The following is a 24,144-nucleotide window of genomic DNA, read 5'->3' as shown; positions in this document are numbered from 1 at the left end:
TCAACGGGACTGAAGCGCATAAGTTCCCGTTCCGGAGGCGCTGTTGACTTACCCCGTGACACCCGGCAGGTTGTGCGTCACCCGGCGCATTTCCGAGAACTCCAGGACGCCTTGTGTACGACGAATCCGCCCCTCGTCCGCTCCGTTTCGGCGCCAACTACACCCCGGCCCGCGGCTGGTTCCACCACTGGCTCGATTTCGACCTCGACGAGGTCAGGGCCGACCTCGACTCGGTCGCCGCGCTCGGCCTGGACCACGTACGGGTCTTCCCGCTGTGGCCGGTGTTCCAGCCGAACCGGACGCTCATCCGGCCGCGCGCCGTCGAACAGCTCGTCGCGCTCGCCGACGCGGCCGCCGAGCGCGGGCTCGACGTCAGCGTGGACGGTCTGCAAGGGCACTTGTCGAGCTTCGACTTCCTGCCCGCGTGGACCGGGACCTGGCACCGGCGGAACATCTTCACCGACCCGGACGTCGTCACCGGGCAGGAGGAGTACCTGCGCACGCTGGCCGCCGCCCTCGCCGACCGGCCCAATTTCCTCGGCATGACGGTCGGCAACGAGATCAACCAGTTCTCCGACGCCCCGCACCCGGACCCGGACCGGATCACCCGCGAGCAGGCGGGCCGCTGGCTGGAGCGGATGCTCGCGGCCTGCGAGAAGGGCGCCCCGGGCCGCTTCCACCTGCACGCCGAGTACGACGCCGCCTGGTACCAGGACGGGCACCCCTTCACGGTCGCGCAGGCGGCCCGGCTGGGCGCGGCCACGGCCGTGCACTCGTGGGTGTTCAACGGCACCGCGCAGCGCCATGGCCGGACCGGGACGGCGACCGAGCACCACGCCGCGTACCTGGTCGAGCTGTCGAAGGCCTGGGCGCTCGATCCGCACCGGCCGGTGTGGCTCCAGGAGGTCGGGGCGCCCGCGCCGCTGATCCCGGCGGAGCACGCGGCCGCCTTCACCGAGGCGACCGTGGCGAACGTGCTGGACTGCCCGGACCTGTGGGGCGTGACCTGGTGGTGCTCGCACGACGTGTCCCGGGAGCTCGCGGACTTCCCGGAACTGGAGTACGGGCTCGGCCTGCTCACCAACGACCGCAAGGCCAAGCCGGCCGGCGCCGCCGTCGCCCGGATCGCCGCGCAGTGGCGGGGCCGGGAGCACCGCCCGGCCGTCCGGTCCACCGCGCTGGCCGTGGACGTCGGCGGGGCGGAGGCCGCGCCGAGGCGGTCGGTGTGCGCCCCGGGCGGGGCGTTCTTCGAGGCCTGGGCCGCGCTGACGGCCCAGGGGGTCCGCCCTGCGGTGGTCCTGGCGGAGCTCGCCGAGGACCCCGCCCATCTGGCCGCGCGCGGCATCACCGAGGTGCTGCGCGTGCCCGACGTCACCTGACGATCACCACGTCACCCGTCACCCGTCACCCGTCACCGAGGAGCCCCGCATGTCCGAGACCGGCAACGGCGCCGACCCTCGCACCGCCCGTTCCCTCCGTACGGCACCTCCGGCACCTCCGATGCATTCGGCCCGTACGGCGCCGCCGACCCGGCGCGGGGTGCTCGCCGCCGGAGCCGGGGCGGGTGCCGCCGCGCTGCTCGGCGCCACCGGCGCGACCACGAGAGCCCAGGCCGCAGCAACCGCTCCGGGAACTCGGTCCGGCGCCACCCCGTCCCCGGCCGACCTGGCCCCGTACGCCTCGTACTGGTTCCCCGACTCGCTCCCCCAGGGCTCCCCCGGCCCGGGCATCACCTGGCGCTCGCTGAAGCAGTGGACCCCCGAGTCCGACCCGGACCTCGCTTACAACACCGCGACCGTGCCGCTCGCGCCCCGCTTCACCCCGGTGCCGCCGAACGCGGGCGCCCGCAGTGGCCAGGCGCGGATCTCCTCCCTCGTGTCCTTCGGGCCCACCGCCCAGAACCCCTCCCAGGGCTCCGCGACCGCCGACCACTACGCGCTGACGCACTGGGCGTACCTCGACGAGCTGGTGTTCTGGGGCGGCTCCTCCGGCGAAGGCATCGTGCTCGCCCCGAACGCGCCCGTGGTCGACGCGGCCCACCGCAACGGCGTCCCGGTGCTGGGCAACATCTTCCTGCCGCCCGTCGCGTACGGCGGCGACCTCCGGTGGACGCGGGACCTGGTGCAGCAGGACGCCCTCGGCCGGTTCCCGATCGCCGAGAAGCTCGTCCAGGTGGCGCGGACGTACGGGTTCGACGGCTGGTTCGTGAACGCCGAGACCGACGGCGGGGACAGCTCGCTCGCCGCCCGGATGCGGGAGTTCCTGCGCGCCCTGCGGGCGGCCGGAGCCCCGCACGGCCTGCGGATCACCTGGTACGACGCCATGAACAGCACCGGCCGGGTCGGCTGGCAGGGTGCGCTCAACCAGCTCAACCAGGAGTTCTTCGAGGACCGGGCGGGCCGGGTCGCGGACACGATGTTCGTCGACTTCCGCTGGACGCAGCAGACCCTGGCCGCCTCCGGCGCGCTCGCCGGCCGGCTGGGCCGCTCCCGCCGCGAGCTGTGGGCGGCGCTCGACATGGAGTCCAACGGCTGGAATTCCACCGTCCGTTGGGATGCGATCATCCCGCGCGACCGCGACCACGTCGTCAGCATCGGCTTCTACCGCCCCGAGTGGACGCGCAACCACCTCACCGACCGCTCCCCCGGCGCCTTCCACCGCGCCGACGACCGGTTCTGGACGGGCGAGTCCCTGGACCCGGCGCACCCCGCGCCCGAGGGCACCTGGCGGGCGCCCGCCACCGCCGTCGCGGACCGGTCCACCGTCACCGCCCTGCCCTTCGCCTGCGCTTTCAACACCGGTCACGGGGAGCGCTGGTACGAGGACGGCAAGGTCACCTCCGACAGCGCCTGGAACCACCTCGGGCTCCAGGACCGGCTCCCGGGCCGCCGCTGGGCCGTGCAGAGCGCCGGGCAGCGCCCGACCGTCAGCCTGGACTTCGCGAAGGCCTGGCGCGGCGGCTCCAGCCTCCTCGTGGCGGGCAGACTCACCGCCCCGGCCGCGGTCGGGCTGCACGCGACCCGGCTGCCCCTGACCGGCTCCACCGTGCTGGAGCTGGTGCACACGACCGAGGCGGGCGCGCTCACCGTCGAGGTGGGCGTGGCCACGCGCGAGCCGGCCGCCCCGGGCGAGCCGGTCCCGTACACCTGGCTGAAGACGCAGGCCCAGGGCTCCGGCCAGGGCGGCTGGCGCACCTCCCGGGTCGGGCTCTCGTCCCTGGCGGGCCGGACCGCGTACGGGCTTGCCGTACGGATCACGGCCCGCGGGAACACGGCGGTGTCGTGGCGGCTCGGCGCCCTGTCGGTACGCGACGACACCGCGCGGCGGCGCCCGGCGTCTCCGAGTGCGCTGACCGTGGACGCCCAGACCCAGCAGGACGGCAAGGCCTCCGTGCGACTGTCCTGGCGCCGGGCAGCGGGGCCGGTCCGCCACTACGAGCTGTACCGCGTGCTCCCGGACGGCACCCGCCGCTTCCTCGGCGGCACCTGCGGCACGGCCCTCCACCTCCCGGCCGTCACCCGCGCCGGCCGGGAGCGGGCGGCCGCCTTCGAGGTCCGGGCCGTGGACGAGCTGTACGCGGCCTCCGCCCCGGCCGGCACCACCCTCCCGTGGGCCGGATCCGCCTGACCGGCCCAGACGGCCCCTGACCGGCCCTTGGCCCGGCCCCGCAGCGGCAGTGCTCAGGCCGTGTGCGTATCGCTGCGCGGGACGGCCACCGTGACCCGCAGCCCGTGCGGCGGGTTCGTCTCGTAGGAGAGGGACCCGCCGCCCGCGGCGAGGAGGGCCCGGGAGATCGACAGGCCGAGCCCGGAGCCCTTGATGTTCTGGTGGCGGCCGCTGCGCCAGAACCGGTCGCCGACGCGGAGCAGCTCCTCGTCGGTCAGGCCGGGGCCGCGGTCGGCGACGGCGACCTGCACGAAGGGCCCGGCCGCGGCGACTGACACCTCAACCTCTTCCCCCTCAGGGGTGAACTTGAGGGCGTTGTCGATGACGGCGTCGAGCGCGCTGGAGAGCGCGACGGGGTCGGCCCAGCCGGTGACGGCGGCCCGGCCCGTCTCGGTGAGCCGTACGCCCTTCTCCTCGGCGTACGGACGCCAGGCGGTCACCCGTTCGGCGGTCAGCGCCGCGATGTCGGTCAGGCTGAGCTCGGCGGAGGTGTGCTCGGCCAGCGCCAGGTCCAGCAGGTCGTCGAGGACCTGGGTCAGGCGCTTGCCCTCGGTCCGCACGGAGGCGATCTCCTCGTTGCCCTCGGGCAGTTCTAGGGCGAGCAGCTCGATCCGCAGGAGCAGCGCCGCGAGCGGGTTGCGCAGCTGGTGAGAGGCGTCGGCGACGAACGCCCGCTGCTGCTCCAGGACCTCTTCCACGTTGTCGGCCATCTCGTTGAACGAGTGGGCCAGGCGCTGGAGTTCCGGGGGCCCGCCGGCCGCCGCGACCCGGGAGTTCATCCGCCCGGTGGCAATGCCGTGGGCGGCCGCGTCCAGGGTCTGTACGGGCTTGAGCACCCAGCTGGTGAGCCGCAGGGCGGCGCCGAAGGCCACCAGCATGGCGGCGGCGAGCCCGGCGACGATCAGCAGCCAGCCGCTCAGGATCCGGGCCCGCATCTGGTCGGTGGGCGACTCGGTGACGACGACCGCGACGACGTCGCCGTCGAGGACGACCGGGGAGGCGACGAGGAGTTTGCCGTGGGTCTGCCAGGGCCAGACCTGGGGCGGGTCGTGGCTGCGCCGCCCGGCCAGCGCCTCCTGGAAGGCGCGGCGGCCCTCGCCCACCGCCGGGAGCTCCCACCAGCCGGGGGCCTGGGCCATGGCGTAGTCGTCGCGCAGGAAGACGCCGACTCGGATGCCGTACAGCTGCTGGTAGCGGGCAAGTTCGAGCTGGAGGGTGTCGCGCCGGTCGGCGGCGCCGGTGGATCCGGAGCCCTCGGCGTCGATGACGAACTGGGCGAGGGCGGCGAAGCGGGCGCTGTCGTCGATCCGGTCCACGACCACGCGCTGCTGCTGGCCGGCGGCCAGGCTCACGGCGAGCGGGAGGCCGAGGGCGAGCAGCACGCCCGCCATCAGGACGACGAGCAGCGGGAGCAGCCGGGCGCGCACGACGGGGCCCCGCTAGGAGGCGGCCGGGGTGACGAGCCGGTAGCCCACCCCGCGGACGGTCTCGATGAGGGCGGGCATGCGCAGCTTGGAGCGCAACGAGGCGACGTGGACCTCGAGGGTCCGCCCGGTGCCCTCCCAGCTGGTGCGCCACACCTCGCTGATGATCTGCTCGCGGCGGAACACGACCCCGGGGCGCTGCGCGAGCAGGGCCAGCAGGTCGAACTCCTTGCGGGTGAGCGGTACGTCGGTGCCGTCCACGCTGACCCGCCGGGTGGGCAGCTCGATGCTGACCGGGCCGAGCCGTACCACGTTGAGGGCGCCCGTCCCGGTGGCGGCGGCCTCCTCGGAGGCGCCGGTGCGCCGGGCGACGGCGTGGATGCGTGCGAGGAGTTCACCGGTGTCGTAGGGCTTGACGACGTAGTCGTCGGCGCCCATGTTGAGGCCGTGGATGCGGGAGCGGACGTCGGCGCGCGCGGTCACCATGATGACGGGCGTCGCGGTGCGCTTGCGGATCTTGCCGCACACCTCGTAGCCGTCCTGGTCGGGCAGGCCGAGGTCCAGGAGGACGACGCCGAAGGGCGGCGCTCCGGCGGGCAGCAGGGCCTGCAGGGCTTCCTCGCCGCTGCGGGCGTGGGTCACCTGGAAGCCGTGCCGGGCGAGGATCGCGGACAGGGCGGCGGCGACGTGGTCGTCGTCCTCGACGAGCAGCAGTCTCATTGCGTCCCCCTTTCCTGTTTTTTCTGATCAGGGCCCGCAGTCAGGGCCACCCTGCATCCACGCCGATGGAGAGGCCCACGTCAAGGGGGTTCCGGTCCGGCGCGTCTTCCGTTACGCACCCGGTACGGGCATCCTGGCCCACGCTGCCGCGGTGTGCACGGAGCGTATCGGGGCGAGGCCGTATCGTTATGCTCAATTCTCCCTCAGATGTGATGACGGTGTGCGCACCACGTCACTACTGTCCTCCCAACCGAGGAGGACGGAGCAAGTTGCCGATGAGCGGAGTATCAGTGACCAAGGACGTGCAGGATGCGGCCGGGGCCGCGGACGACCTGGTCGTACTGAGCAACGTCAACAAGCACTTCGGCGCGCTGCACGTGCTTCAGGACATCGATCTGAGCATTGCCCGCGGTGAGGTCGTCGTGGTGATCGGTCCGTCGGGATCGGGCAAGTCCACGCTGTGCCGGACCATCAACCGGCTGGAGACGATCGACTCGGGCACGATCACAGTCGACGGCAAGGAACTGCCCTCGGAGGGAAGGGAACTGGCCCGGCTGCGTGCCGATGTGGGCATGGTCTTCCAGTCCTTCAACCTGTTCGCGCACAAGACGGTGCTGCAGAACGTGATGCTGGGTCAGCTCAAGGTCCGCAAGACGGACCAGGCAGCGGCGCTCGAGAAGGCGAAGTCCCTGCTGGACCGGGTGGGCGTCGGCTCGCAGGCCGACAAGTACCCGGCGCAGCTCTCCGGCGGCCAGCAGCAGCGCGTGGCGATCGCCCGCGCGCTGGCGATGGACCCGAAGGTGATGCTGTTCGACGAGCCGACCTCGGCGCTCGACCCGGAAATGATCAACGAGGTGCTGGAGGTCATGCAGCAGCTCGCCCGGGAGGGCATGACGATGGTGGTCGTCACGCACGAGATGGGCTTCGCCCGGTCTGCGGCCAATCGGGTCGTCTTCATGGCCGACGGAAAGATCGTCGAAGAGGCCGCCCCCGAGCAGTTCTTCAGCAACCCGCGCAGTGACCGCGCCAAGGATTTCCTTTCGAAGATCCTGCACCACTGACGGTCTTGTCTGGTAGTGATCCCCTGGCGGCTCAGAGCACACGTGTCGCTCGTCGTTCAACAACGTCTCATCCGAGGGAAGTTCACCATGAAGGTTTTCAAGGCCGGTGCGGCCGCGGCCGTGGCCGCAGTCCTCGCTCTGACCGCGACCGCCTGCGGCGGCAGCAGCGACAAGGCGAGCAGTGACGGCGGCGCGTCCGGCGGCGCCAAGGACAAGATCGTCATCGGCATCAAGTTCGACCAGCCGGGCCTGGGCCTCAAGACCCCCGACGGCAAGTTCACCGGCTTCGACGTCGACGTGGCGACCTACGTGGCCAAGGAGCTCGGCTACCAGCCCGACCAGATCGAGTTCAAGCAGGCCGTCAGCGCCGAGCGCGAGAACCTGATCGCCAACGGTGACGTGAAGCTGGTCGTCGCGACCTACACGATCAACGACAAGCGCAAGGCGAAGGTCGACTTCGCCGGCCCGTACTTCCTGGCCCACCAGGACCTGCTGGTCCGCGCCGACGACACGTCGATCACCAAGGCCGAGGACCTCAACAAGAAGAAGCTCTGCTCGGTCACCGGCTCCACCTCGGCGCAGAACGTCAAGACCAAGCTCGCCCCCGAGGCGGACCTGCTGGAGCAGGGCGGCTACTCCGAGTGCCTGACCGGCCTGGAGAACAAGAAGCTCGACGCCCTGACCACGGACAACTCGATCCTCGCCGGCTACGCCGCCCAGGAGAAGAACAAGGGCAAGTTCAAGCTCACCGGCCTGAAGCTCAGCGACGAGCCCTACGGCATCGGCCTCAAGAAGGGCGACAAGGACCTCCAGACGAAGGTCAACGCCGCGCTGAAGAAGATGGTCGAGGACGGCTCCTGGCAGAAGGCGGTCGACGCGAACCTCGGCCCGGCCAACTACAAGGCCGAGCCGGCCCCGCAGATCACCGAAGGCAGCTGATTCATCGGTGAGGGGCGTCGCCGCCCGCCTGTCACGGGCGGCGGCGCACCTCACCGGCCATCCTGGGGAGAGCGCAGGGCAACGTGTTCGACTTTCTTAATTCCGGGCAGTACGACGTGCTCGGAGCCTTTTGGGTGACGGTTCAGCTCACCCTCTACTCAGCAGTCGGATCCCTGATCTGGGGCACGATGCTGGCTGGGATGCGGGTCAGCCCGGTGCCGCTGATGCGGGCCTTCGGCACCGCGTACGTCAACATCGTGCGCAACACCCCACTGACCGTCATCATCATCGGCTGCTCGCTGGGTCTCAACCAGACCCTCGGCATCTCGCTCGGCGGCGGCACGTTCAAGGAGATCGGGTTCCGGCTCGCGGTCCTGGGCTTCATCGCCTACACCGGCACCTTCGTCTGTGAGGCGATCCGCTCGGGCATCAACACGGTTCCCGTGGGCCAGGCCGAAGCCGCCCGCGCGCTGGGCCTGAGCTTCTTCCAGGTGCTCACCCTGATCGTGCTCCCCCAGGCCTTCCGGGCGGTCATCGCGCCGCTCACGAACGTACTGATCGCCCTCACCAAGAACACCACGGTGGCGGCGGCCATCGGCGTGGCCGAAGCGGCCCTGCTGATGAAGGAAATGATCGAGAACGAGCCGCAGGCGCTCTTCGCCGTCTTCGGGATCTTCGCTCTCGGCTTCGTCCTGCTGACCCTGCCCACCGGCCTGCTGCTGGGCTGGGTGGCCAAGCGAGTGGCGGTGAAGCGATGAGCTCCGTGCTGTACGACACCCCAGGTCCCAAGGCCAGGGCGCGCAACTGGATCTACACGGCGGCCTTCCTGGTCGTGTTCGGCCTGGTCATGTGGTGGGTCCTCGCCATCATGGCCGACAACAACCAGCTCGACGCCGACAAGTGGAGCCCGTTCGTCACCGACAGCGAGATCTGGACGACCTTCCTGCTGCCCGGGCTCGGCGAGACGCTGAAGGCCGGCCTCATCGCCATGGTCATCGCGCTGCCGCTGGGTGCGGTCCTCGGCATGGGCCGGCTCTCCGACCACCGGTGGGTCCGGATCCCCGTGGGCGCCTGGGTCGAGTTCTTCCGCGCCATCCCGGTCCTGATGCTGATGCTGTTCGGCTCCGCGCTGTACGTGAAGTTCAGCGCCGTCAGCTCCGAGCTGCGGCCGCTGTACGCGGTGGTCACCGGCCTGGTCCTGTACAACTCCGCGGTCATCGCCGAGATCGTCGTCGCCGGCATCCGGTCACTGCCGCGGGGCCAGACCGACGCGGCCAAGGCGATCGGCATGCGCAAGGGCCAGCTCATGACGTACGTCCTGGTCCCGCAGGCCGTGACGGCCATGCTGCCGGCGCTGGTCAGCCAGCTCGTGGTGATCCTCAAGGACACCGCGATCGGTGGTGCAGTGCTGGGCCTGGCCGAGCTGCTGTCGATGAACCGGCAGATCTCGGCGAACTACAGCAACACCATCGCAACCCTCGTCGTGATCGCACTGATCTTCATCGTGGTGAATTTCGGGCTGACCACCTTCGCCTCCTGGATCGAAGGGCGGCTGCGGAAGTCGAAGAAGGGCACCGGCGCGGTCGTCGCCGGGGACGTGGCCGAGGTCGACGCGGGCGGCGCGGCCGGCGTGGGCGAGGCTCCCTGACCCCCGGCCCGAGGCCCGGCGGACACGGCTCCCCGAACGCGGGATCCTGACACCCGGTCAGTACACTGACGTGACACCTGTGGTGCGGCGGAACTCATCCGTCGCACCACACGGCGTTGGCCGGACCGGCGTCACTTGACGCAGGCACCTCCAGTGGGTTGCATACGTTCTGTGATCACATACCGGACATCGGGAGCCGCATCATGGACCCGGTGATCGTCGTCGGCGCGGGGCCCGTCGGACTGTCCCTGTCCCTGGCCCTGGCCGGCTCGGGCGTGCCCAGCGTCGTGCTCGACGAGGGACCCGGCAAGGACCTGCCCCGACCTGCCCGTACGGTCGTCCTGCACGAGGACACCTCGGCCATGGTCCACCGGCTGGGCTGTACGACACTGCGCGACGAGGGCGCGCTCTTCGCCGCCTGGCGCACCATGCGGCGCCGCAGCCGCACCGACGACGCCCGGCACATCACCTTCGAGGACCGCCAAGCCCCCCTCCACCTGCCGCAGCACGCCCTCACGCGCGGGCTGCGCGACGCCGCGGCCGCACATCCGCTGGTCCAGCTGGTCACCGACAGCAAACTGGACTCCCTCGAACAGGACGACCGCGGGGTCACCGCGCACACCCGAGGCGCCGAGACCACGTGGTGGCGCGGGAGTTACCTGGTCGGCTGCGACGGAGCGCGCTCCACCGTGCGCAAGCTGCTCGGCATCCGCTTCCCCGGCCGCACCGCCGTCGAACGGCACGCCGTGGCCGCGCTGCGCACCGAACTCCCCTGGCCCGGCGAGGCCCTGCTGCACCGCGCCCCGGCGCCTGGCGTGCCCGAGGTCAGCGCCCGGCCGCTGCCCGACGGGGTGTGGCGGCTGGACTGGCTGCTCCCGGCCCGCGGGGAACTGGTCACGCCCGACGCCCTCGTCACCCTGATCCGGGACACCCTGGCCGTGTGGTGCGGGGGCGCCGCTCCCCCGTACGACCTCCTCGACACCGGGGTGTACACGCTGCACCACCGGCTTGCCCGGCGCTGGCGCGACCGCCGCGCCTTCCTCGCCGGGGACGCCGCCCACCTGCTGGGCGCGCTCGGCACGCAGGGGGTCGACGAGGGGCTCCGGGACGCCGAGAACCTCGCCTGGAAGCTGTCCCTGGCCTGGCACCAGGGCGCCTCCGAGGCCCTGCTCGACAGCTACGAGGGCGAGCGCCGCACCGCGGTCGCGGCCCGGCTGCGCGCCGCCGACCAGGCGATGCCCGTACTGCGCGGGGGCGGCGGGCTGCGGACGTACCTGCCCGGCGCCACCCGCTCCGGCGAGCTGCTGCTGACAGACGGCCACTTGGGCCGGGGGCCGCTGGGCGCGGCACCGACGTACGCCCCGCCGGTGGCCGTGCGCGAGGTGCCCACCGGCACGGAGCCGGGCGGCCAGGTGGCCAACGTTCCCGTCACCGCGCCCGACGGGGCGACCGTGCCGCTGCGCGACCTGCTGGGGCGGGGCCGCCTGCTGGTGGTCCTGGTCGCCCCGGGCACCGGGGTCTGGGACCGGCGGCACTGGCTGGGCGCCGGGCTGATGCCCCGGCTCGCGGCGGCGGTGAGCGCCCTCCCGGTCCGCACGGAACTACTGGTCGCGGACGGCTACCCGGGGGCTCCGGCGCACACCGTCCTCCTGGTCAGGCCGGACGGACACCTGGCGGCGACCTTCGCGGGCGTGCGGCCGGCCGAGCTGTACGAGGCGGCGGACACCGTCCGGCTGGGGGCGCCCGCCCCGCTCGAGTCGTCTTCGACTCATCCGGCCGTGATCGATTGACCGGTCTCCGGTCCGCATGCTTCACTCGCCGACATGACCGGCAACGACGTACGCCTGTGGCGGAGGGTCCATATGGACCTGCTCCGCTACGCGGGCTGCGTGTGTCGCCCTTCCTGCTGATTCGCCGATCCCTCCGCGCTCCGCGCGCACTTTCGCGAACCCCCAGGACGGTCACGCCCCCATGTATGCGCCCTTTGCACCCAGTGCACCCACTGCGCCCCTCTCACCTCCGCACGCGCCGATTCGGTGACGGCTGCGGAACTCCTCGACTTCGCCCTGCGTACCGCCGCCGACCCGGCGGTCATCGACTCCCTCCCCCTCGACCCCGAGGGCCGCACCTGGATCCGGCTCGACGGGCCGGGCGGCAGCGAGGCCTGGGTGATCGGCTGGCCGCCGGGCACCGGCACCGGCTGGCACGACCACGCCGAGTCGCGCGGCGCGTTCGCCACCGCCCGGGGCCGCCTCCGGGAGCACTCCCTGGCGGTCCGGCTGCCGTCGGAGGGCTGGCGGAGCCTGGAACTCGCCCCCGATCTGGACCGCAGCCGCAGCCTGGGCGCGGGGACGGGCCGGGCCTTCGGCGAGCACCACGTCCACGAGGTGCTCAACGAGTCGGAGGCGGAGCACGCAGTCTCGGTGCACGCGTACTACCCGCCGCTGCCCCTGATCCGCCGCTACAGCCGCACCGGCCAGGTGCTGACGCTGGAGCAGATCGAGCGCCCGGCGGACTGGCAGTGAGCGCCCCGATCGGCATCGACGCCCTGCTGGAACGGGTCCGTTCGGCATACACCCGCATCGACCCGGCGCAGGCGCACGCCGCGTTCCGGGCGGGCGACGCCCTCCTGGTGGACATCCGCTACCAGGCGCTGCGCGAGCGCGACGGCCTGATCCCGGGTGCGCTGGTGGTCGAGCGCAACGAGCTGGAGTGGCGCCTGGACCCCCAGGGCTCGCACCGCGCCCCCGAGGCCACCTCGCACGACCTCCGGGTGGTGGTGATCTGCAACGAGGGCTACGCCTCCTCCCTCGCGGCGGCCTCCCTCCACGCCCTGGGCCTCCACCGGGCCACGGACCTGACCGGCGGCTTCCAGGCCTGGAAGGCCGCAGGCCTTCCGGTTGCCTGACGCCGAGTCCGGACACCGCCCGCGACCTTCCACCCCGTCCGGCGCTCGAGGACCAAGCCCGGGCGGAGCCCAGGCCGGGCCCCGGGATGCTCCAGCCCGTCCGGCGCTTGAGGACCGGGTCCGGGCGGAGTCCGGGGAACGGTGGAAGGGCGGGTAGAGGACCAGCGCCGCAGGCCACGCCCACCACCGGGCCCGGGACCGGCACCACCGAAGCGGTGGGGCCCCGGGCCCGCGGGCGGCGGGCAGCGGGCGGCAGGCCCGCAGGTGGTGGCCGCTACCTCGAGGTGGCCACCTCCACCGGAGGGACCCGCAGCGCAACCCGGCCCGGCAGGGCGGTGGCCACGAGGGCCAGCAGCCCCGCCACCCCCAGCACCCCCACGTACACCACCGGCAGCACCGCCGGCGCAGCCGCCCCCGTCATGCCCACACTGAACGCGGTCAGTACGGCCAGCGAGATCCCCGACCCCAGCACCGCCCCGATCAGCAGCACCGCCAGCGCCTCCGTCCGCAGCATCCGCAGCACCTGACGCCGCTTCGCCCCCGCCAGCCTCAGCATCGCGAACTCCCGGAATCGCTCCGCCGTGGACATCGCCAGCGTGTTGACCACCGCGATCGCGGTGAAGGCCAGCACCAGCCCCATCGCCAGCAGGTTGATCTCGGCGCCGGCCTGCTGCCGCTCCGCCCGTACCGCGTCCGCGTCGCGCGCCGACAGCACCCCGACCCCCGGGAACTCCCGTACCGCCGCGGCCAGCTGCTCCCGCCCGGTCCCCGGCTCCGCCGCCACCAGCACGCTGCTCGCCAGCGGGTTGTCCACGTGCGCCGCGACCAGGTCGTGCGGCAGCGTCAGGTCCCCGAAGCCCAGCCCCCGCGCGTACACGGCCGAGACGGTCAGGGTGACGGGGGTCCCGTCGCCCAGCGCCAGCTTCAGCGGGCTCCCCGGCTTCAGCCCCAGCTGATCGGCGGCCAGTTCGCTCACCGCCACGCTCTTCTCGCCGAAGCCGTCCAGGCTCCCGCTCGTCACACCGGGGTCCCAGGTCCGGGTCAGCCCGGCCGGGGTCACCCCCTGCGCGCCGTACTTTGTCAGCCCCACCCGTACGGACGTGTGCACGATCTCGGTGGCCGCCGTGACCCCCGGGGTCCGGCGGATCCGCTCCGCGGCAGCGCCGGTGACACCCGGCCCCTGCGCGGCCAGCACCCAGCCGGCCCGGACCCCCTCACGGGCCTGCGCCCGGGCGGCATTGCCGAGCGTCGGCGTGATGAACAGGACGGTGCAGGTCATGCCGATCAGCAGGGCGAGCGGGGTGACGGCGGAGGCCATCCGGGTGGCGTTGCCGCGCAGGTTCGCGGCGGCCAGGTGCCCGCCCGCGCCGGCCAGCCGCAGCGGCCCGGCGAGCAGCGCGGTCGCGCCCCGTACGAGCAGCGGGCCGAGCAGCGAGACCGCCCCGGCGAGGACCACGACCGCCAGGAAGGTCACCGGGGTCGACGCCGGCTCGCTGCGCAGCACACTCAGCACAGCGACCAGCACCACACCGCCGGCGAGCAGCAGCACCCCGGTCGCGATCCGGATCCACGCGGGCCGCCCCCGCTCGAGGGCGGCTTCGGCCAGCGCCTCGGCCGGGCGGATCCGGGCGATCCGCCGCCCGGTGATCCGGGCCGCGGCCCAGGCTCCGAGCAGGCTCGCGCCGACGGCGGCGCACATCGGGAAGATCCCGGCGGTGCGCTCCAGGTTGGCGGGCACGACCCCGCTCTCGATGAACCGGCCGTGCAGCCAGGCGGCGAGCGGGAGCCCGGCGAGCGCCCCGGCGACACCGGCGGCCAGGCCCACGACCAGGGCCTCGCGGCCGATCATGCGGCGCAGCTGCTTGGGTGTGGCGGCGATGGCGCGCAGCAGGGCGAGTTCGCGATAGCGCTGCTGGACGGAGAGGGCGAAGGTTCCGACGACCACGAGGATCGCGACGAGCAGCGAGGTGCCGCCCATGGCCCCGCCCATGGAGACCAGCTTGATGCGTGCGCCGGCCGCGTCGAGGAACTCCACGGGCCCGCGTGCGTCGCCCACGGCGACCTGCGCGCCGGTGCCCCCCAATGCCTGCTCGATGCGTTCGGCCAGCTCGCCGGGGTCGGTCCCGGGCGCGGGCAGTACCCCGATGGCGGTGACCTGCCCGTCGCGGGCGGCCAGCCGCTGCGCCTCGGCGTCGCCGAAGAACAGTGCGTTCTGCCGTGCGAGATCGCCGCGGGCGGTCTGCGTGATCCCGCTGACGGTGTACGTCTTCGGCTCGCCGGTGGCCTGCACAGTGAGCGGGGAGCCGGTCTTCAGCCCCGCACGGGCGGCCAGTTCACGGTCGACGACGACCTCGCCGCCGCCCTGGGGGGCGCGGCCCTCGGTGAGCGTGAAGGGGGTGAGCGCGGCGGAGGTCCAGGCGTGCCCGTACGAGGGCTTCGCGCCGCCGGGGGCCTTGACCAGCGGGACGGCCTGGAAGCTGAGCTCCGGTACGGCCCGCTCGACGCCCGGCACGGACCCGACCGCGTCCACCGTGGAGGCGGGGAGCCATGCCCGCTCGGCGACGGGCTTGGCCTTGTGCTTCGTCTTGGCCTTGCCCTTCTTCTCCTTGACCGTGGTCTGGTGGACGTTCTGGTCCGCGGAGACGACGACCGGCGCGGCCGCGTAGCGCTCGGTGGCGATGTTTCCGCGGAGTCCGGTTTCCAGGAGCGTGCCGCAGGCGGTGACGAGGGCCGCCGCGCACAGGAGTGCGACGAAGGCGCCGAGGAAACCGGCCTTGCGGTCCCTGACGGTCTGGAGGGCGTAACGCAGCATCATGCGGGCAACTCTGCCGCCAGGCCTGCTTCTTGACAGTGGAGCACCCTGGCGTCCGCACGCGGAGGCTATCCCCACCCCCGGGTCCTGCGGCGCAGCTCAGAACCCCGGGTACCCCAGGTCGTCCGCCTCCGTGCCGTCGTCGCCCTCTTCCTCCAGCGCGCGCCGGACCACCCGCAGGGCCATGCCCTCCGGGTACCCCTTGCGGGCGAGCATCCCGGCGAGCCGCCGGATCCGCTTGTCCCGCTCCAGGCCCCGGGTGGCGCGGAGCTTGCGCTCCACGAGCTCCCGGGCGGTCTGCTCCTCCTGGTCGGAGTCCAGCTGTTCCAGGGCCTCCTGGACGAGGGTGGCGTGCACCCCCTTGGTGCGCAGCTCCTGGGCGAGCGCCCGGCGGGCGAGGCCCCGGCCGCGGTGCCGGGACTCGACCCAGGCTCCGGCGAAGGCGGCGTCGTCGATCAGGCCGACCTCCTCGAACCGGGAGAGGACCTCCTGCGACACCTCCTCGGGGATGCCCCGCTTGTCGAGGGCGTCCGCGAGCTGGCGCCGGGTGCGCGGCATCCCGGTGAGCAGGCGCAGGCAAATCGCCCGCGCCTGCTCCTCGGGACTCTGGGGCGGCAGTTCCTGGCGGCCTTCGCCACGGCCTTCGGCACGTCCTTCGCGACGGCCTTCACGGCCGCGTTCGCGGCTTCCTTCGCGACGGCCCTCCCGGCCGCCGTTCCCGCCGCCCCTTTCCTGCTCCCGCACGGGTCAGCTCTTGGCGACGGCGGCCTTGGCCGTCGTCTTGGCCTTCGATGCGGGGGCGGGCACGGCCGCGGCCTCGGCAGGCGCGCCGGCGGCCGCCTCGGCGGCGGCGTCCTTGCGCACGCCCACGCCCAGCTTCTCCTTGATCTTCCGCTCGATCTCGTTGGCGAGGTCGGGGTTGTCCTTCAGGAAGTTGCGGGCGTTCTCCTTGCCCTGGCCGAGCTGGTCGCCCTCGTACGTGTACCAGGCGCCGGCCTTGCGCACGAAGCCGTGCTCCACGCCCATGTCGATCAGGCCGCCCTCGCGGCTGATGCCCTGGCCGTAGAGGATGTCGAACTCGGCCTGCTTGAACGGCGGCGCGACCTTGTTCTTGACGACCTTGACGCGGGTGCGGTTGCCGACCGCGTCGGTGCCGTCCTTGAGGGTCTCGATACGGCGGATGTCGAGGCGCACGGAGGCGTAGAACTTCAGCGCGCGGCCACCGGTGGTGGTCTCCGGCGAGCCGAACATCACACCGATCTTCTCGCGGAGCTGGTTGATGAAGATCGCGGTGGTCTTGGACTGGTTGAGCGCACCGGTGATCTTCCGGAGTGCCTGGCTCATCAGACGGGCCTGGAGACCCACGTGCGAGTCGCCCATCTCGCCCTCGATCTCCGCGCGCGGTACGAGGGCCGCCACCGAGTCGATGACGATCAGGTCGAGAGCACCGGAGCGGACGAGCATGTCCACGATCTCCAGCGCCTGCTCGCCGGTGTCCGGCTGCGACAGGATGAGGTTGTCGGTGTCGACGCCGAGGGCCTTCGCGTACTCGGGGTCGAGCGCGTGCTCGGCGTCCACGAAGGCGACGGTGCCGCCGGCCTTCTGTGCGTTGGCCACGGCGTGCAGGGTCAGGGTCGTCTTGCCGGAGGACTCCGGGCCGTACACCTCGATCACGCGGCCGCGGGGCAGCCCGCCGACGCCGAGGGCGATGTCCAGCGCGGTCGACCCGGTGGGGATGACCTCGATGGGGTCGTTCGGCTTGTCGCCGAGGCGCATGACCGCACCCTTGCCGAATTGCCGTTCAATCTGTGCGAGCGCGGCGTCGAGAGCCTTCTCGCGGTCGGTGCCTGCCATGGGTTCCACCCGGTTTGCTTGAGTCGATCGCTTCACGCCATTGACGCTAACGCCTGCCACTGACAATGCGCTCCCACGTCCGGTTCGGCTGTGGATAACTCATCAGAATGGATGTTCGATTTCCCTGTCAAGCGCGCCACTCCCCACCCGGCGCGGGCCGCCCGGCGGACCCTGGCAACGGTCGCGGCCTGCGCCGTCGACTCCGCCACCGGGAAGGGCAACGGCCTGGGGCCGTTCCTCGCGTTCGCCGCGCTCGGCGCGGTGACGGGGCTCGCCACCCTGTTCGCCGGGCCGGTGCCCGACCACGCCACCGCTGCGGGCCGACGCCGCAGCCGCGAGGTCTTCGCGGACGAGACATGGTCGCCGCGGATCCCCTGGCCGGTGGCCGGTGCCCCTGTCCCCACGGAGGCCCGGTCCGCGCTCGCCGAGGTCGTCCGCCACGGCATCTCCCGCGCCCCCGCCACCCTGGCCCGCCCCGTGCCCGCGCCCCCGCCCTCCCCCACACCGCCCCACGAGGCCCCGGGGTGACCTCAGCCCCCAACTGACAACCCAGGGTTGACACCCTCTCGACTGTCAACCTACGGTTGCATCCATGACGAACCCTTCAGTGGAACCCGTTCGCATGACCAATCCGGTACGCCTCGACGACCTGATCGAGGCCATCAAGAAGGTCCACACCGACACCCTGGAGCAGCTCAGCGGCGCCGTCGTCGTCGCCGAGTCCCTCGGTGACGTCGCGGACCACCTCATCGGCCACTTCGTGGACCAGGCCCGCCGCTCCGGCGCCTCCTGGACCGACATCGGCCGCAGCATGGGCGTCACCCGCCAGGCCGCCCAGAAGCGCTTCGTCCCCAAGGCCGACAAGGAGGGCGAATCCGGTATCGACCCCAACCAGGGCTTCGGCCGCTTCACCCCCCGCGCCCGCAACGTCGTCGTCACCGCGCAGAACGAGGCGCGTGCCGCCGGCAACACCGAGATCCGCACCGAGCACCTCGTCCTCGGCCTGCTCGCCGAACCGGAGGGCCTCGCCGCGCTCGCCCTGCGCGCCCAGCAGGTCTCGGCGGACGACGTACGCGCCGCCGCGACCGCCGCCCTGCCCCCGGCCGCCGGGGACGTCCCCGAGCTCGTCCCCTTCGACGCCTCCGCCAAGAAGGCCCTGGAGCTCACCTTCCGCGAGGCCCTGCGCCTCGGCCACAGCTATGTCGGCACCGAGCACATCCTGCTCGCGCTCCTCGAACTCGAGAACGGCGAGGGCGTCTTCAGCGGCCTCGGCGTGGACAAGGCCGCCGTCGAGGCGACCGTCACCGAGGCCCTGGCAGCCTTCCTCGCCACGGCCGAGGAGAAGAAGTAGCCGGATCCGCGGCCGCCCCGGCGGCCCCGGCCGCCCCTTCCGTCACCTCGTACCGCTTCACGTACGCGCCGAGGAAGGCCTGCAGCGTGGCGACGGCCGGGATCGCGATCAGCGCCCCGACCGCGCCCAGCAGGGCGGTGCCCGCGATGACGGACCCGAAGGCCACCGCCGGGTGGATGTCGACCGTCCTCGCGGTCAGCTTCGGCTGCAGCACGTAATTCTCGAACTGCTGGTAGACCACCACGAATCCGAGGACGTACAGCGCGTACCAGGGCGAGTCCGGGAAGGCGATCAGCATCGGCAGCGCGCCCGCCAGGTAGGTGCCGATGGTGGGGATGAACTGGGAGACCAGCCCCACCCACACCGCGAGCGCGGGCGCGTACGGCACGTCGAGGACCACGAAGACGACGTAGTGCGCGATGCCGGAGACCAGGGCCATCAGTCCGCGCGAGTAGAGGTAGCCGCCCGTCTTGGCGACGGCGATCTCCCAGGCGCGCAGCACCTCCGACTGCTTCGCAGGGGGCAGTACGGAGCACAGCGCGCGCCGCAGCCGCGGCCCGTCGGCGGCGAAGTAGAAGGAGAAGAGCCCGACCGTCAGCAGCCTGAAGAGCCCGCCGAGCACGGTGGCGGACACGTCGAGCACGCCGGTCGCGCTGTTCTGTACGTACTTCTGGAGCCAGTCGGAGTGCAGCAGGCTGTCCTGGATCGCGAGCCGGGACAGCTTGGTGTGGAAGGTGGTGTTGATCGAGCCGATCACCGAGTCGAGATAGCCCGGGAAGCCCTGCACCATCGCCACGATCTGCCCGGCGAGCATCGAGCCGAGCAGGACGACGAAGCCGACGGCCGCGACGAACACCCCGAGGAACACCAGGAAGGTGGCGAGCCCGCGGCGCATTCCGCGGGCCGACATCCTTGCCACGGCGGGTTCGATCGCGAGCGCGAGGAAGAACGCGATCAGGATGTTGACGAGCAGCCCGGTCAGCTGGTGGAAGGCCCAGCTGCCGAGCTGGAAGCAGGCGATGAGGGCCAGGACGAGGACGACGGCGCGCGGCAGCCAGCGCGGCATCCGGGCCCCGGGCGCCGCCTGGGCGGTGGCGCCGCCGGGAGGCCCTGCGGGACCGGCGGGACCCGGCCCGGTCCGGCCGGTCGCCGCCTCGGCCGTACCGGCCGACCCGGTGGTGTCGGCGGTGCCGGTCGTCGTCACGGTCGTCTCATCGGTGGCTGCCACGCGCCCCAGTCTGTCCCACCCGCCGCGCGGACGGGGAAGCGGCCGCCGGCATCAGCGCAGCGAGGCCGGCACGTCCATCGCCGAACACACCGCGCGCCACACGTCCTTGGCCTCCCAGCCCGCCTCCAGCGCCTGGTGGACGGTGCGTCCGCCGAGCTCCGTCATGACGTGGTCCCGCGCGAAGGAGTCCGCGTAGCCCGCACCGAAGTGCTCGGCCATCCGCTCCCAGAAAATCGTCAACCGCATGCCCCCAGTATCCCGCCCCGGGAGAGTGCACCGGCGCTGTTCGCCCCCCGTCCCCGCACCGCCGCGCCCTACGGTTTCACGCATGCCTGGAGACGAAGCTTCCTCGCTGGCCCCACCCACCCCACCGACCCCGCTGGCCCGCGCCGAGCAGTTCATCTGGCTCACGGCCCGGGTGCTGGAGCAGCGGCGGTTCGCGTTCCACTTCCTCGGCGGCGACCCCGACGCGGTGGACACCGCCCTCGGCTCGTACCTCAACGCCGACGGCGGCTACGGCCACGCTCTCGATCCCGATCTGCGCGGTCCGCTCAGCCAGCCGCTGCACACCGCGCACGCCCTGCGGGTCCTGGACAGCCTGGGCCGCTGCGCCGGGCAGCGGATCGAGCGGCTCTGCCGCCACCTCACCCGGGTCTCGACCGCGGACGGCGCGCTTCCGGTGCTCCTCCCGGCCCCGCGCGGCTACCCCGGGGCCCCGTACCACCCGCTGTACGACGATCCGTCGGCCGAGCTGCTGACCACGGGCCCGGTCGTCGGCGTACTGCACCGCAACCGGATCTGGCACGCGTGGCTGTTCCGGGCCACCGACTTCTGCTGGGACCGGGTCGAGACCCTGCGCCGCGCGGACCCGTACGAGATCCAGAGCGCGGTGGCCTTCCTCGACGGCGCCCCCGACCGGCCGCGGGCGGTGGCGGCCGCGGACCGGCTGGGGCGGCTCGTGCGCGAGCAGCGGCTCGTCGTACTCGATCCGCGCCGCCGCCGGGAGTACCCGCCGTACCCCGGCCACGCGCCGGGCGAGCAGTTGTTCCCGCACGATGTCGCCCGGCGGCCGGAGTCGCTGGCGCGCGGCTGGTTCACCGACGAGGAGCTGAGGCGTTCGCTGGACTTCCTGGCCGCCGCGCAGCAGCCGGACGGCGGCTGGCCGGTGCGCCGCCTCGCGTGGGCGCCGGGCAGCTCGCTGGAACGCCGCCCGATCGCCACCCTGGAGGCCCTGCTGACCCTGCGCGCGTATGGGCGCCCCCTGGCCGGCGATCCCCGTGGAGCGGCTAACCGCCCAGAGCCCGGACGCCCGCGGTGACGACCACGGCGGCGCCGACCACGAGCAGGAACGGGGCCCGCAGCAGCAGCGCGAGCCCGGCGGCGGCCAGCCCGGCGGCGCGGGCGTCGAGCACGAGCTCGTGCCCGGTGCCGAAGGTCTGCTGGGCGGTGAGCGCGGCGAGCAGCGCGACCGGCAGCAGCGCGGCGAGCCTGCGTACGAGCGGCCGCTCCAGTGCCCCGGCGGGTACGAGCAGCCCGGCGAGCTTGACGGCGTAGCAGCCGACGACGGTGAGCCCGATGGCGAGCCAGACGTTCACGAGCGGCGTCCCTTCAGCCAGAGGATCACGGGGGCGGCGAGGGCGGCGACGAGCACCGGCAGCCCGGCGGGCAGCACGGGGAGCAGGCCCAGCCCGAGGACGACGGCGAGCGCGGCGACGGCCCGCTCGGTGGCGGTCTTCAGCATCGGCGCGAGCAGGGCCAGGAAGACGGCCGGTCCGGCGGCGTCCAGCCCCCATGCGGCGGTGTCCCCGAGGGCTTCGGCCCCGAGGACACCGAGCAGGGTGGTGAGGTTCCACAGGACGTACAGGCTCAGCCCGGTCACGGTGAACCCGAGCCGCGCCGACCTGCGGTCGGGCTGCGCCAGCGACACGGCGGTGGTCTCGTCGATCACCCAGTGGGCGGCGAACGGCCGCACGGCCCCGGGTAGGTTGAGCAGCTGCGAAAGCCGCAGCCCGTAGAAGGCGTTGCGCGTACCGAGGAAGAAGGCACCGGCGGCCGCGGTGAACGGGTTCCCGCCTGCGGCCAGCGCCCCGACCAGCGCGAACTGCGAGGCTCCGGTGAACACGAACAGGCTCAGCACACAGGCCTGGAGCACGCTGATCCCGGACCCGGCGGCGGTCACGCCGAACGCGAACCCGGACAGCCCGACGGCCACCCCGACCCCGAGCGCGTCGCGTACGACGGCGCCGCGCGGCCGCCCGGCGACCTCCTCGGGGGTCTCCTGCATCAACGTCCGATGTTCTTCCACCCGGCGAAAGTACGCAGGCCAGGGGGGTCGGGTCTTGTACGTTCTTGCAGGTCCCGTACGTCTTGCGGGTCCCGTACGTCTCGCAGGTCCTGTACGTCTCGCAGGTCCCGGCGGATCAGCCCCGGCGCCGCACCGGCTCGCCGAGCAGGGCCGTCAGCTCCGCCTCCACCGCACCGAGCAGCCCCGCGCCGAAGACGGTCAGCGTGTGCTCCCAGGGGTGGCCGAAGGTGCCGAAGCGCAGCGCGGGGTCCACGTAGAGGTAGAAATCACCGTCCGGATACGCCTGGCCCGGGCACTCCGGCTCCCCGGGGCCGCCGACCCGGTGGGGGTCGAAGGCGTAGCAGGGGTGCTGCCAGTCCAGCCAGTACACCTGTTCCCCGGGCGCGGTGACGGCCCTCAGCCCGCGCAGGACGATCCGGTCCAGCGCAGCGACCAGCGCCTCGTGGGGGTCGCCGAGCGGCCAGGTGGCGGACGGGCCCGGGGCGGCGAAACCGGGGATGTCCACGACCTTGGTTCGGAAGCCGAATTCGTTGCGCAGCCGGTCCCACAGCACCTCGTCCTCCGACCCCGCGAGTTCCCGGACGGGACGGGTCCGGGCCGGGGGGCCGGCCAGGTCCAGCCGGAAGGTGCGTACGGTCGTGAGCTCGGCGAAGCCCGCCGCGAGGAGCGCGGTGCGCAGCTCCCCGTCGGCTTCGGCGATGCAGTACGCCGCCGCGCCCGGCCGGTGGTGGTTCGCATCGCCGGGCGGCGTCCAGTGCCGTACGAAGGCGGCCGCCGCCGCGGGGTCGGTCAGCCCGCCGACCAGCATGAAGTCGGTGCCGCGGGCGACCTCCAGCCAGCCCGCGGCCACCACGCGCCCCTGCTCGATCAGCACGGAGAGGTCCCCCGGGTCGCAGCGCCAGCCGCGGTCGGCCTCGAACTCGGCGAGCGGCTTGGCGTGCGGCCCGCTCGCGGCGGCCAGGGCCTTCCACGAGGAATCCCCCTGCAGACCGCTGTAGACCGAACGGACCCCGGTCTCCCGGCCCGGCGCGAGCCGCGCGAGATCCGCGACGAGCAGCGAGCGCGGGGCGTCGGCGGTGAACCCGGCCGCGGCCAGCTCCTCCGCCAGATCCGGCGGGTCCTCCCCGTACACCTTCCACTGCACGGGTTCGCCGCGTGCCGCGAAGGCCTCCTGCTGCCGCCGCACCAGCCCGGCCAGCTCGGCGCGCGGGATGTCCGTGAGCGGCCGGTGCCCGACCGTCCCGTGCGTGCCGTAGTGGGTCCGTACGAAGGGCCCGTCCTGCTCCACCACCGCGCCCGTCGGCGGCCACTCGGGCACCCGCCCGCGCACCTGCGCCGCGTACGCCCGCCACACCCCGGCCTGCTCCACCCCGTCCACGGCGGGAGCCTAACCGCCCGCCCGCCCCCGTCGGTACGCGCCCGGCGGCACGCCGACGATGCGGGTGAAGTGCCGGTTCAGGTGCGGCTGGTCGGTGAAGCCGACCGCTACGGCCGCCTCCGCGGGCGGGGTGCCCGCGTCGAGCAGCCGGCGGGCCTGCCGGACCCGGGCGTCGGTCAGCCAGGTGTGCGGCGGCATCCCGTACCGCTCCCGGAAGGCCCGCAGCAGGGCGAACGGGCTGGTCCCCAGCTCCGCGGCCAGCCGTTCCAGCGACGGCGGCTGCGCCATCCGCTCCTGGAGCACCGCCCGGGCCGCCGCGGCGTCGGCGGCTCCGGCGCTGCGGACGGTACGGACGGGCAGCGGCCCGGCGTGCCGGGTCAGCATCCGCGCCACCGCACGGCGCAGCAGCGTGTCGGCGGCCAGCGCGTTGCCCTCCTCGGCGGCCCGGTGTACCTCGGTGATCACGTGCGAGGTCTGCGGGTCGGCGACCGAGTCGGCGGTGAAGCCGGGGGTTCCGCGCAGGCTGCCGATCTCCGCGGCGACCTCGGCGATCAGCTCCCGGGAGGGGTACAGGGTGGCGTAGGCCCAGCCTTCCGGAACCCCGGCCCGCGCGGTGTGCGGCACCTCGGGGTTGATCAGGACCACGCTCCCGGGCCCGGCCCGCACGATGCCGCCGGGCAGGCCGACTTCCTCGATGCCGCCGGTGACCGCCGCGATGACGTACCCGTCGTGGGCGTGGCGCGGGAAGGTGTGGCGTACGTAGTGGGCCCGCAGCAGGTCCAGGCCGGGCAGTTCCGCGTACTGCCAGTGCCGGGCCCACTCCCGCTCGACCGCCTCGTCCGCCATCCCC

Annotated in this window: 24 protein-coding genes; 13 read left to right on the top strand and 11 right to left on the bottom strand. The window is 73.1% G+C overall.

Annotated features, from left to right (window positions below; translation table 11 throughout):
* Positions 1-113 precede the first annotated feature (113 nt).
* Both AB0M76_RS19195 and AB0M76_RS19190 read left to right on the top strand, forming a co-directional pair.
* Complete coding sequence (locus tag AB0M76_RS19195) at positions 114-1,379, top strand: glycosyl hydrolase (RefSeq protein ID WP_365953966.1); 1,266 nt, start codon at positions 114-116, stop codon at positions 1,377-1,379.
* A 121-nt stretch (positions 1,380-1,500) separates the two neighbouring features.
* Positions 1,501-3,627 carry an endo-beta-N-acetylglucosaminidase gene (locus tag AB0M76_RS19190; RefSeq protein WP_365954148.1) on the top strand — a complete coding sequence of 709 codons (2,127 nt, stop codon included), beginning with the start codon at positions 1,501-1,503 and terminating at the stop codon, positions 3,625-3,627.
* A gap of 53 nt (positions 3,628-3,680) precedes the next feature.
* Here the strand turns inward: AB0M76_RS19190 and AB0M76_RS19185 are convergent, their stop codons facing one another.
* Together AB0M76_RS19185 and AB0M76_RS19180 are read right to left on the bottom strand one after the other, a co-directional pair.
* The gene (locus tag AB0M76_RS19185) at positions 3,681-5,093 is read right to left on the bottom strand and encodes a HAMP domain-containing sensor histidine kinase (RefSeq protein WP_365953965.1); all 1,413 of its coding nucleotides are present in this window, start codon (positions 5,091-5,093) and stop codon (positions 3,681-3,683) included.
* A gap of 12 nt (positions 5,094-5,105) precedes the next feature.
* Positions 5,106-5,810: a response regulator transcription factor gene (locus tag AB0M76_RS19180; RefSeq protein WP_365953964.1), complete on the bottom strand. Its 705-nt coding sequence runs from the start codon at positions 5,808-5,810 to the stop codon at positions 5,106-5,108.
* A 275-nt stretch (positions 5,811-6,085) separates the two neighbouring features.
* Between AB0M76_RS19180 and AB0M76_RS19175 the strand changes: the two genes are divergently transcribed.
* The 8 genes from AB0M76_RS19175 to AB0M76_RS19140 all read left to right on the top strand — a co-directional run bounded on the left by AB0M76_RS19175 (position 6,086) and on the right by AB0M76_RS19140 (position 12,366).
* A complete protein-coding gene (locus tag AB0M76_RS19175; RefSeq protein ID WP_323139548.1) occupies positions 6,086-6,871 on the top strand; it encodes an amino acid ABC transporter ATP-binding protein in 786 nt (261 codons plus the stop codon).
* Positions 6,872-6,958: 87 nt separating this feature from the next.
* Positions 6,959-7,810 carry a glutamate ABC transporter substrate-binding protein gene (locus AB0M76_RS19170; protein ID WP_365953962.1) on the top strand — a complete coding sequence of 284 codons (852 nt, stop codon included), beginning with the start codon at positions 6,959-6,961 and terminating at the stop codon, positions 7,808-7,810.
* Positions 7,811-7,893: 83 nt separating this feature from the next.
* The gene (locus tag AB0M76_RS19165) at positions 7,894-8,568 is read left to right on the top strand and encodes an ABC transporter permease subunit (RefSeq protein WP_365953961.1); all 675 of its coding nucleotides are present in this window, start codon (positions 7,894-7,896) and stop codon (positions 8,566-8,568) included.
* On the top strand, positions 8,565-9,458 hold the full coding sequence (locus AB0M76_RS19160) for an amino acid ABC transporter permease (RefSeq protein WP_365953959.1): 894 nt from the start codon (positions 8,565-8,567) through the stop codon (positions 9,456-9,458). Before AB0M76_RS19165 ends, AB0M76_RS19160 begins: the two co-directional genes overlap by 4 nt.
* 203 nt (positions 9,459-9,661) lie before the next feature.
* Positions 9,662-11,248: an FAD-dependent monooxygenase gene (locus tag AB0M76_RS19155; RefSeq protein WP_365953958.1), complete on the top strand. Its 1,587-nt coding sequence runs from the start codon at positions 9,662-9,664 to the stop codon at positions 11,246-11,248.
* A 33-nt stretch (positions 11,249-11,281) separates the two neighbouring features.
* Positions 11,282-11,368, top strand: coding sequence for a putative leader peptide (locus tag AB0M76_RS19150; RefSeq protein ID WP_311318651.1), 87 nt, complete (start codon positions 11,282-11,284; stop codon positions 11,366-11,368).
* Positions 11,369-11,494: 126 nt separating this feature from the next.
* Positions 11,495-11,983: a cysteine dioxygenase gene (locus tag AB0M76_RS19145; RefSeq protein ID WP_365953957.1), complete on the top strand. Its 489-nt coding sequence runs from the start codon at positions 11,495-11,497 to the stop codon at positions 11,981-11,983.
* Positions 11,980-12,366: a rhodanese-like domain-containing protein gene (locus AB0M76_RS19140; protein WP_365953956.1), complete on the top strand. Its 387-nt coding sequence runs from the start codon at positions 11,980-11,982 to the stop codon at positions 12,364-12,366. The genes AB0M76_RS19145 and AB0M76_RS19140 overlap by 4 nt, the downstream gene beginning before the upstream one ends.
* A 274-nt stretch (positions 12,367-12,640) precedes the next feature.
* Here AB0M76_RS19140 and AB0M76_RS19135 read toward each other — a convergent pair whose 3' ends face one another.
* From AB0M76_RS19135 to recA, 3 genes are all read right to left on the bottom strand, one after another.
* Positions 12,641-15,181, bottom strand: coding sequence for an FtsX-like permease family protein (locus AB0M76_RS19135; protein WP_365953955.1), 2,541 nt, complete (start codon positions 15,179-15,181; stop codon positions 12,641-12,643).
* Between the two features lie 96 nt (positions 15,182-15,277).
* The gene (gene recX / locus AB0M76_RS19130; protein WP_365953954.1) at positions 15,278-15,922 is read right to left on the bottom strand and encodes a recombination regulator RecX; all 645 of its coding nucleotides are present in this window, start codon (positions 15,920-15,922) and stop codon (positions 15,278-15,280) included.
* A gap of 3 nt (positions 15,923-15,925) precedes the next feature.
* Positions 15,926-17,032 (bottom strand): recombinase RecA, encoded by a 1,107-nt coding sequence (recA, locus tag AB0M76_RS19125; RefSeq protein WP_365953953.1) that lies wholly within the window; start codon positions 17,030-17,032, stop codon positions 15,926-15,928.
* A 111-nt stretch (positions 17,033-17,143) separates the two neighbouring features.
* Here recA and AB0M76_RS19120 point away from each other — a divergent pair, with 111 nt between their 5' ends.
* Complete coding sequence (locus AB0M76_RS19120) at positions 17,144-17,560, top strand: hypothetical protein (protein ID WP_365953952.1); 417 nt, start codon at positions 17,144-17,146, stop codon at positions 17,558-17,560.
* Between the two features lie 64 nt (positions 17,561-17,624).
* Positions 17,625-18,383: a Clp protease N-terminal domain-containing protein gene (locus AB0M76_RS19115; protein WP_365953951.1), complete on the top strand. Its 759-nt coding sequence runs from the start codon at positions 17,625-17,627 to the stop codon at positions 18,381-18,383.
* On the opposite strand, the gene AB0M76_RS19110 is transcribed toward AB0M76_RS19115, so the two are convergent.
* Both AB0M76_RS19110 and AB0M76_RS19105 read right to left on the bottom strand, forming a co-directional pair.
* Complete coding sequence (locus tag AB0M76_RS19110) at positions 18,334-19,449, bottom strand: AI-2E family transporter (protein WP_365954147.1); 1,116 nt, start codon at positions 19,447-19,449, stop codon at positions 18,334-18,336. The genes AB0M76_RS19115 and AB0M76_RS19110 overlap by 50 nt on opposite strands.
* 213 nt (positions 19,450-19,662) lie before the next feature.
* Entirely contained in the window at positions 19,663-19,857 is a 195-nt protein-coding gene (locus AB0M76_RS19105; protein WP_030650223.1) for a DUF3046 domain-containing protein, read from the bottom strand.
* 82 nt (positions 19,858-19,939) lie between these two features.
* Between AB0M76_RS19105 and AB0M76_RS19100 the strand changes: the two genes are divergently transcribed.
* Positions 19,940-20,929, top strand: coding sequence for a hypothetical protein (locus tag AB0M76_RS19100; protein ID WP_365953950.1), 990 nt, complete (start codon positions 19,940-19,942; stop codon positions 20,927-20,929).
* Here the strand turns inward: AB0M76_RS19100 and AB0M76_RS19095 are convergent.
* The 4 genes from AB0M76_RS19095 to AB0M76_RS19080 form a co-directional block, all read right to left on the bottom strand.
* A complete protein-coding gene (locus tag AB0M76_RS19095; RefSeq protein ID WP_053790491.1) occupies positions 20,898-21,206 on the bottom strand; it encodes an AzlD domain-containing protein in 309 nt (102 codons plus the stop codon). The two genes, AB0M76_RS19100 and AB0M76_RS19095, sit on opposite strands and share 32 nt — an antisense overlap.
* Positions 21,203-21,895: an AzlC family ABC transporter permease gene (locus AB0M76_RS19090; protein ID WP_365954146.1), complete on the bottom strand. Its 693-nt coding sequence runs from the start codon at positions 21,893-21,895 to the stop codon at positions 21,203-21,205. The genes AB0M76_RS19095 and AB0M76_RS19090 overlap by 4 nt, the downstream gene beginning before the upstream one ends.
* Positions 21,896-22,031: 136 nt before the next feature.
* Positions 22,032-23,294, bottom strand: a complete 1,263-nt coding sequence (locus AB0M76_RS19085; RefSeq protein ID WP_365953949.1) for a DUF2716 domain-containing protein — start codon at positions 23,292-23,294, stop codon at positions 22,032-22,034.
* A 9-nt stretch (positions 23,295-23,303) separates the two neighbouring features.
* Positions 23,304-24,140: an AraC family transcriptional regulator gene (locus AB0M76_RS19080; protein WP_365953948.1), complete on the bottom strand. Its 837-nt coding sequence runs from the start codon at positions 24,138-24,140 to the stop codon at positions 23,304-23,306.
* Positions 24,141-24,144 lie beyond the last annotated feature (4 nt).

Origin of the sequence: Streptomyces sp. NPDC051364 (assembly GCF_040682115.1) — a bacterium.
GTDB lineage: Bacteria > Actinomycetota > Actinomycetes > Streptomycetales > Streptomycetaceae > Streptomyces.
This window is presented reverse-complemented; position numbering and strand designations above follow the sequence as displayed.

Bases quoted from the DNA above. Each gene is read 5' to 3' on its own strand.
- AB0M76_RS19190 (WP_365954148.1), top strand. From the start codon at position 1,501: ATGCATTCGGCCCGTACGGCGCCGCCGACCCGGCGCGGGGTGCTCGCC.
- AB0M76_RS19180 (WP_365953964.1), bottom strand. From the start codon at position 5,810: ATGAGACTGCTGCTCGTCGAGGACGACGACCACGTCGCCGCCGCCCTG.
- AB0M76_RS19175 (WP_323139548.1), top strand. From the start codon at position 6,086: ATGAGCGGAGTATCAGTGACCAAGGACGTGCAGGATGCGGCCGGGGCC.
- AB0M76_RS19170 (WP_365953962.1), top strand. From the start codon at position 6,959: ATGAAGGTTTTCAAGGCCGGTGCGGCCGCGGCCGTGGCCGCAGTCCTC.
- AB0M76_RS19160 (WP_365953959.1), top strand. From the start codon at position 8,565: ATGAGCTCCGTGCTGTACGACACCCCAGGTCCCAAGGCCAGGGCGCGC.
- AB0M76_RS19155 (WP_365953958.1), top strand. From the start codon at position 9,662: ATGGACCCGGTGATCGTCGTCGGCGCGGGGCCCGTCGGACTGTCCCTG.
- AB0M76_RS19150 (WP_311318651.1), top strand. From the start codon at position 11,282: ATGACCGGCAACGACGTACGCCTGTGGCGGAGGGTCCATATGGACCTG.
- AB0M76_RS19135 (WP_365953955.1), bottom strand. From the start codon at position 15,181: ATGATGCTGCGTTACGCCCTCCAGACCGTCAGGGACCGCAAGGCCGGT.
- recA (WP_365953953.1), bottom strand. From the start codon at position 17,032: ATGGCAGGCACCGACCGCGAGAAGGCTCTCGACGCCGCGCTCGCACAG.
- AB0M76_RS19120 (WP_365953952.1), top strand. From the start codon at position 17,144: ATGTTCGATTTCCCTGTCAAGCGCGCCACTCCCCACCCGGCGCGGGCC.
- AB0M76_RS19115 (WP_365953951.1), top strand. From the start codon at position 17,625: ATGACGAACCCTTCAGTGGAACCCGTTCGCATGACCAATCCGGTACGC.
- AB0M76_RS19110 (WP_365954147.1), bottom strand. From the start codon at position 19,449: ATGCCGCGCTGGCTGCCGCGCGCCGTCGTCCTCGTCCTGGCCCTCATC.
- AB0M76_RS19105 (WP_030650223.1), bottom strand. From the start codon at position 19,857: ATGCGGTTGACGATTTTCTGGGAGCGGATGGCCGAGCACTTCGGTGCG.
- AB0M76_RS19100 (WP_365953950.1), top strand. From the start codon at position 19,940: ATGCCTGGAGACGAAGCTTCCTCGCTGGCCCCACCCACCCCACCGACC.
- AB0M76_RS19090 (WP_365954146.1), bottom strand. From the start codon at position 21,895: ATGCAGGAGACCCCCGAGGAGGTCGCCGGGCGGCCGCGCGGCGCCGTC.
- AB0M76_RS19080 (WP_365953948.1), bottom strand. From the start codon at position 24,140: ATGGCGGACGAGGCGGTCGAGCGGGAGTGGGCCCGGCACTGGCAGTAC.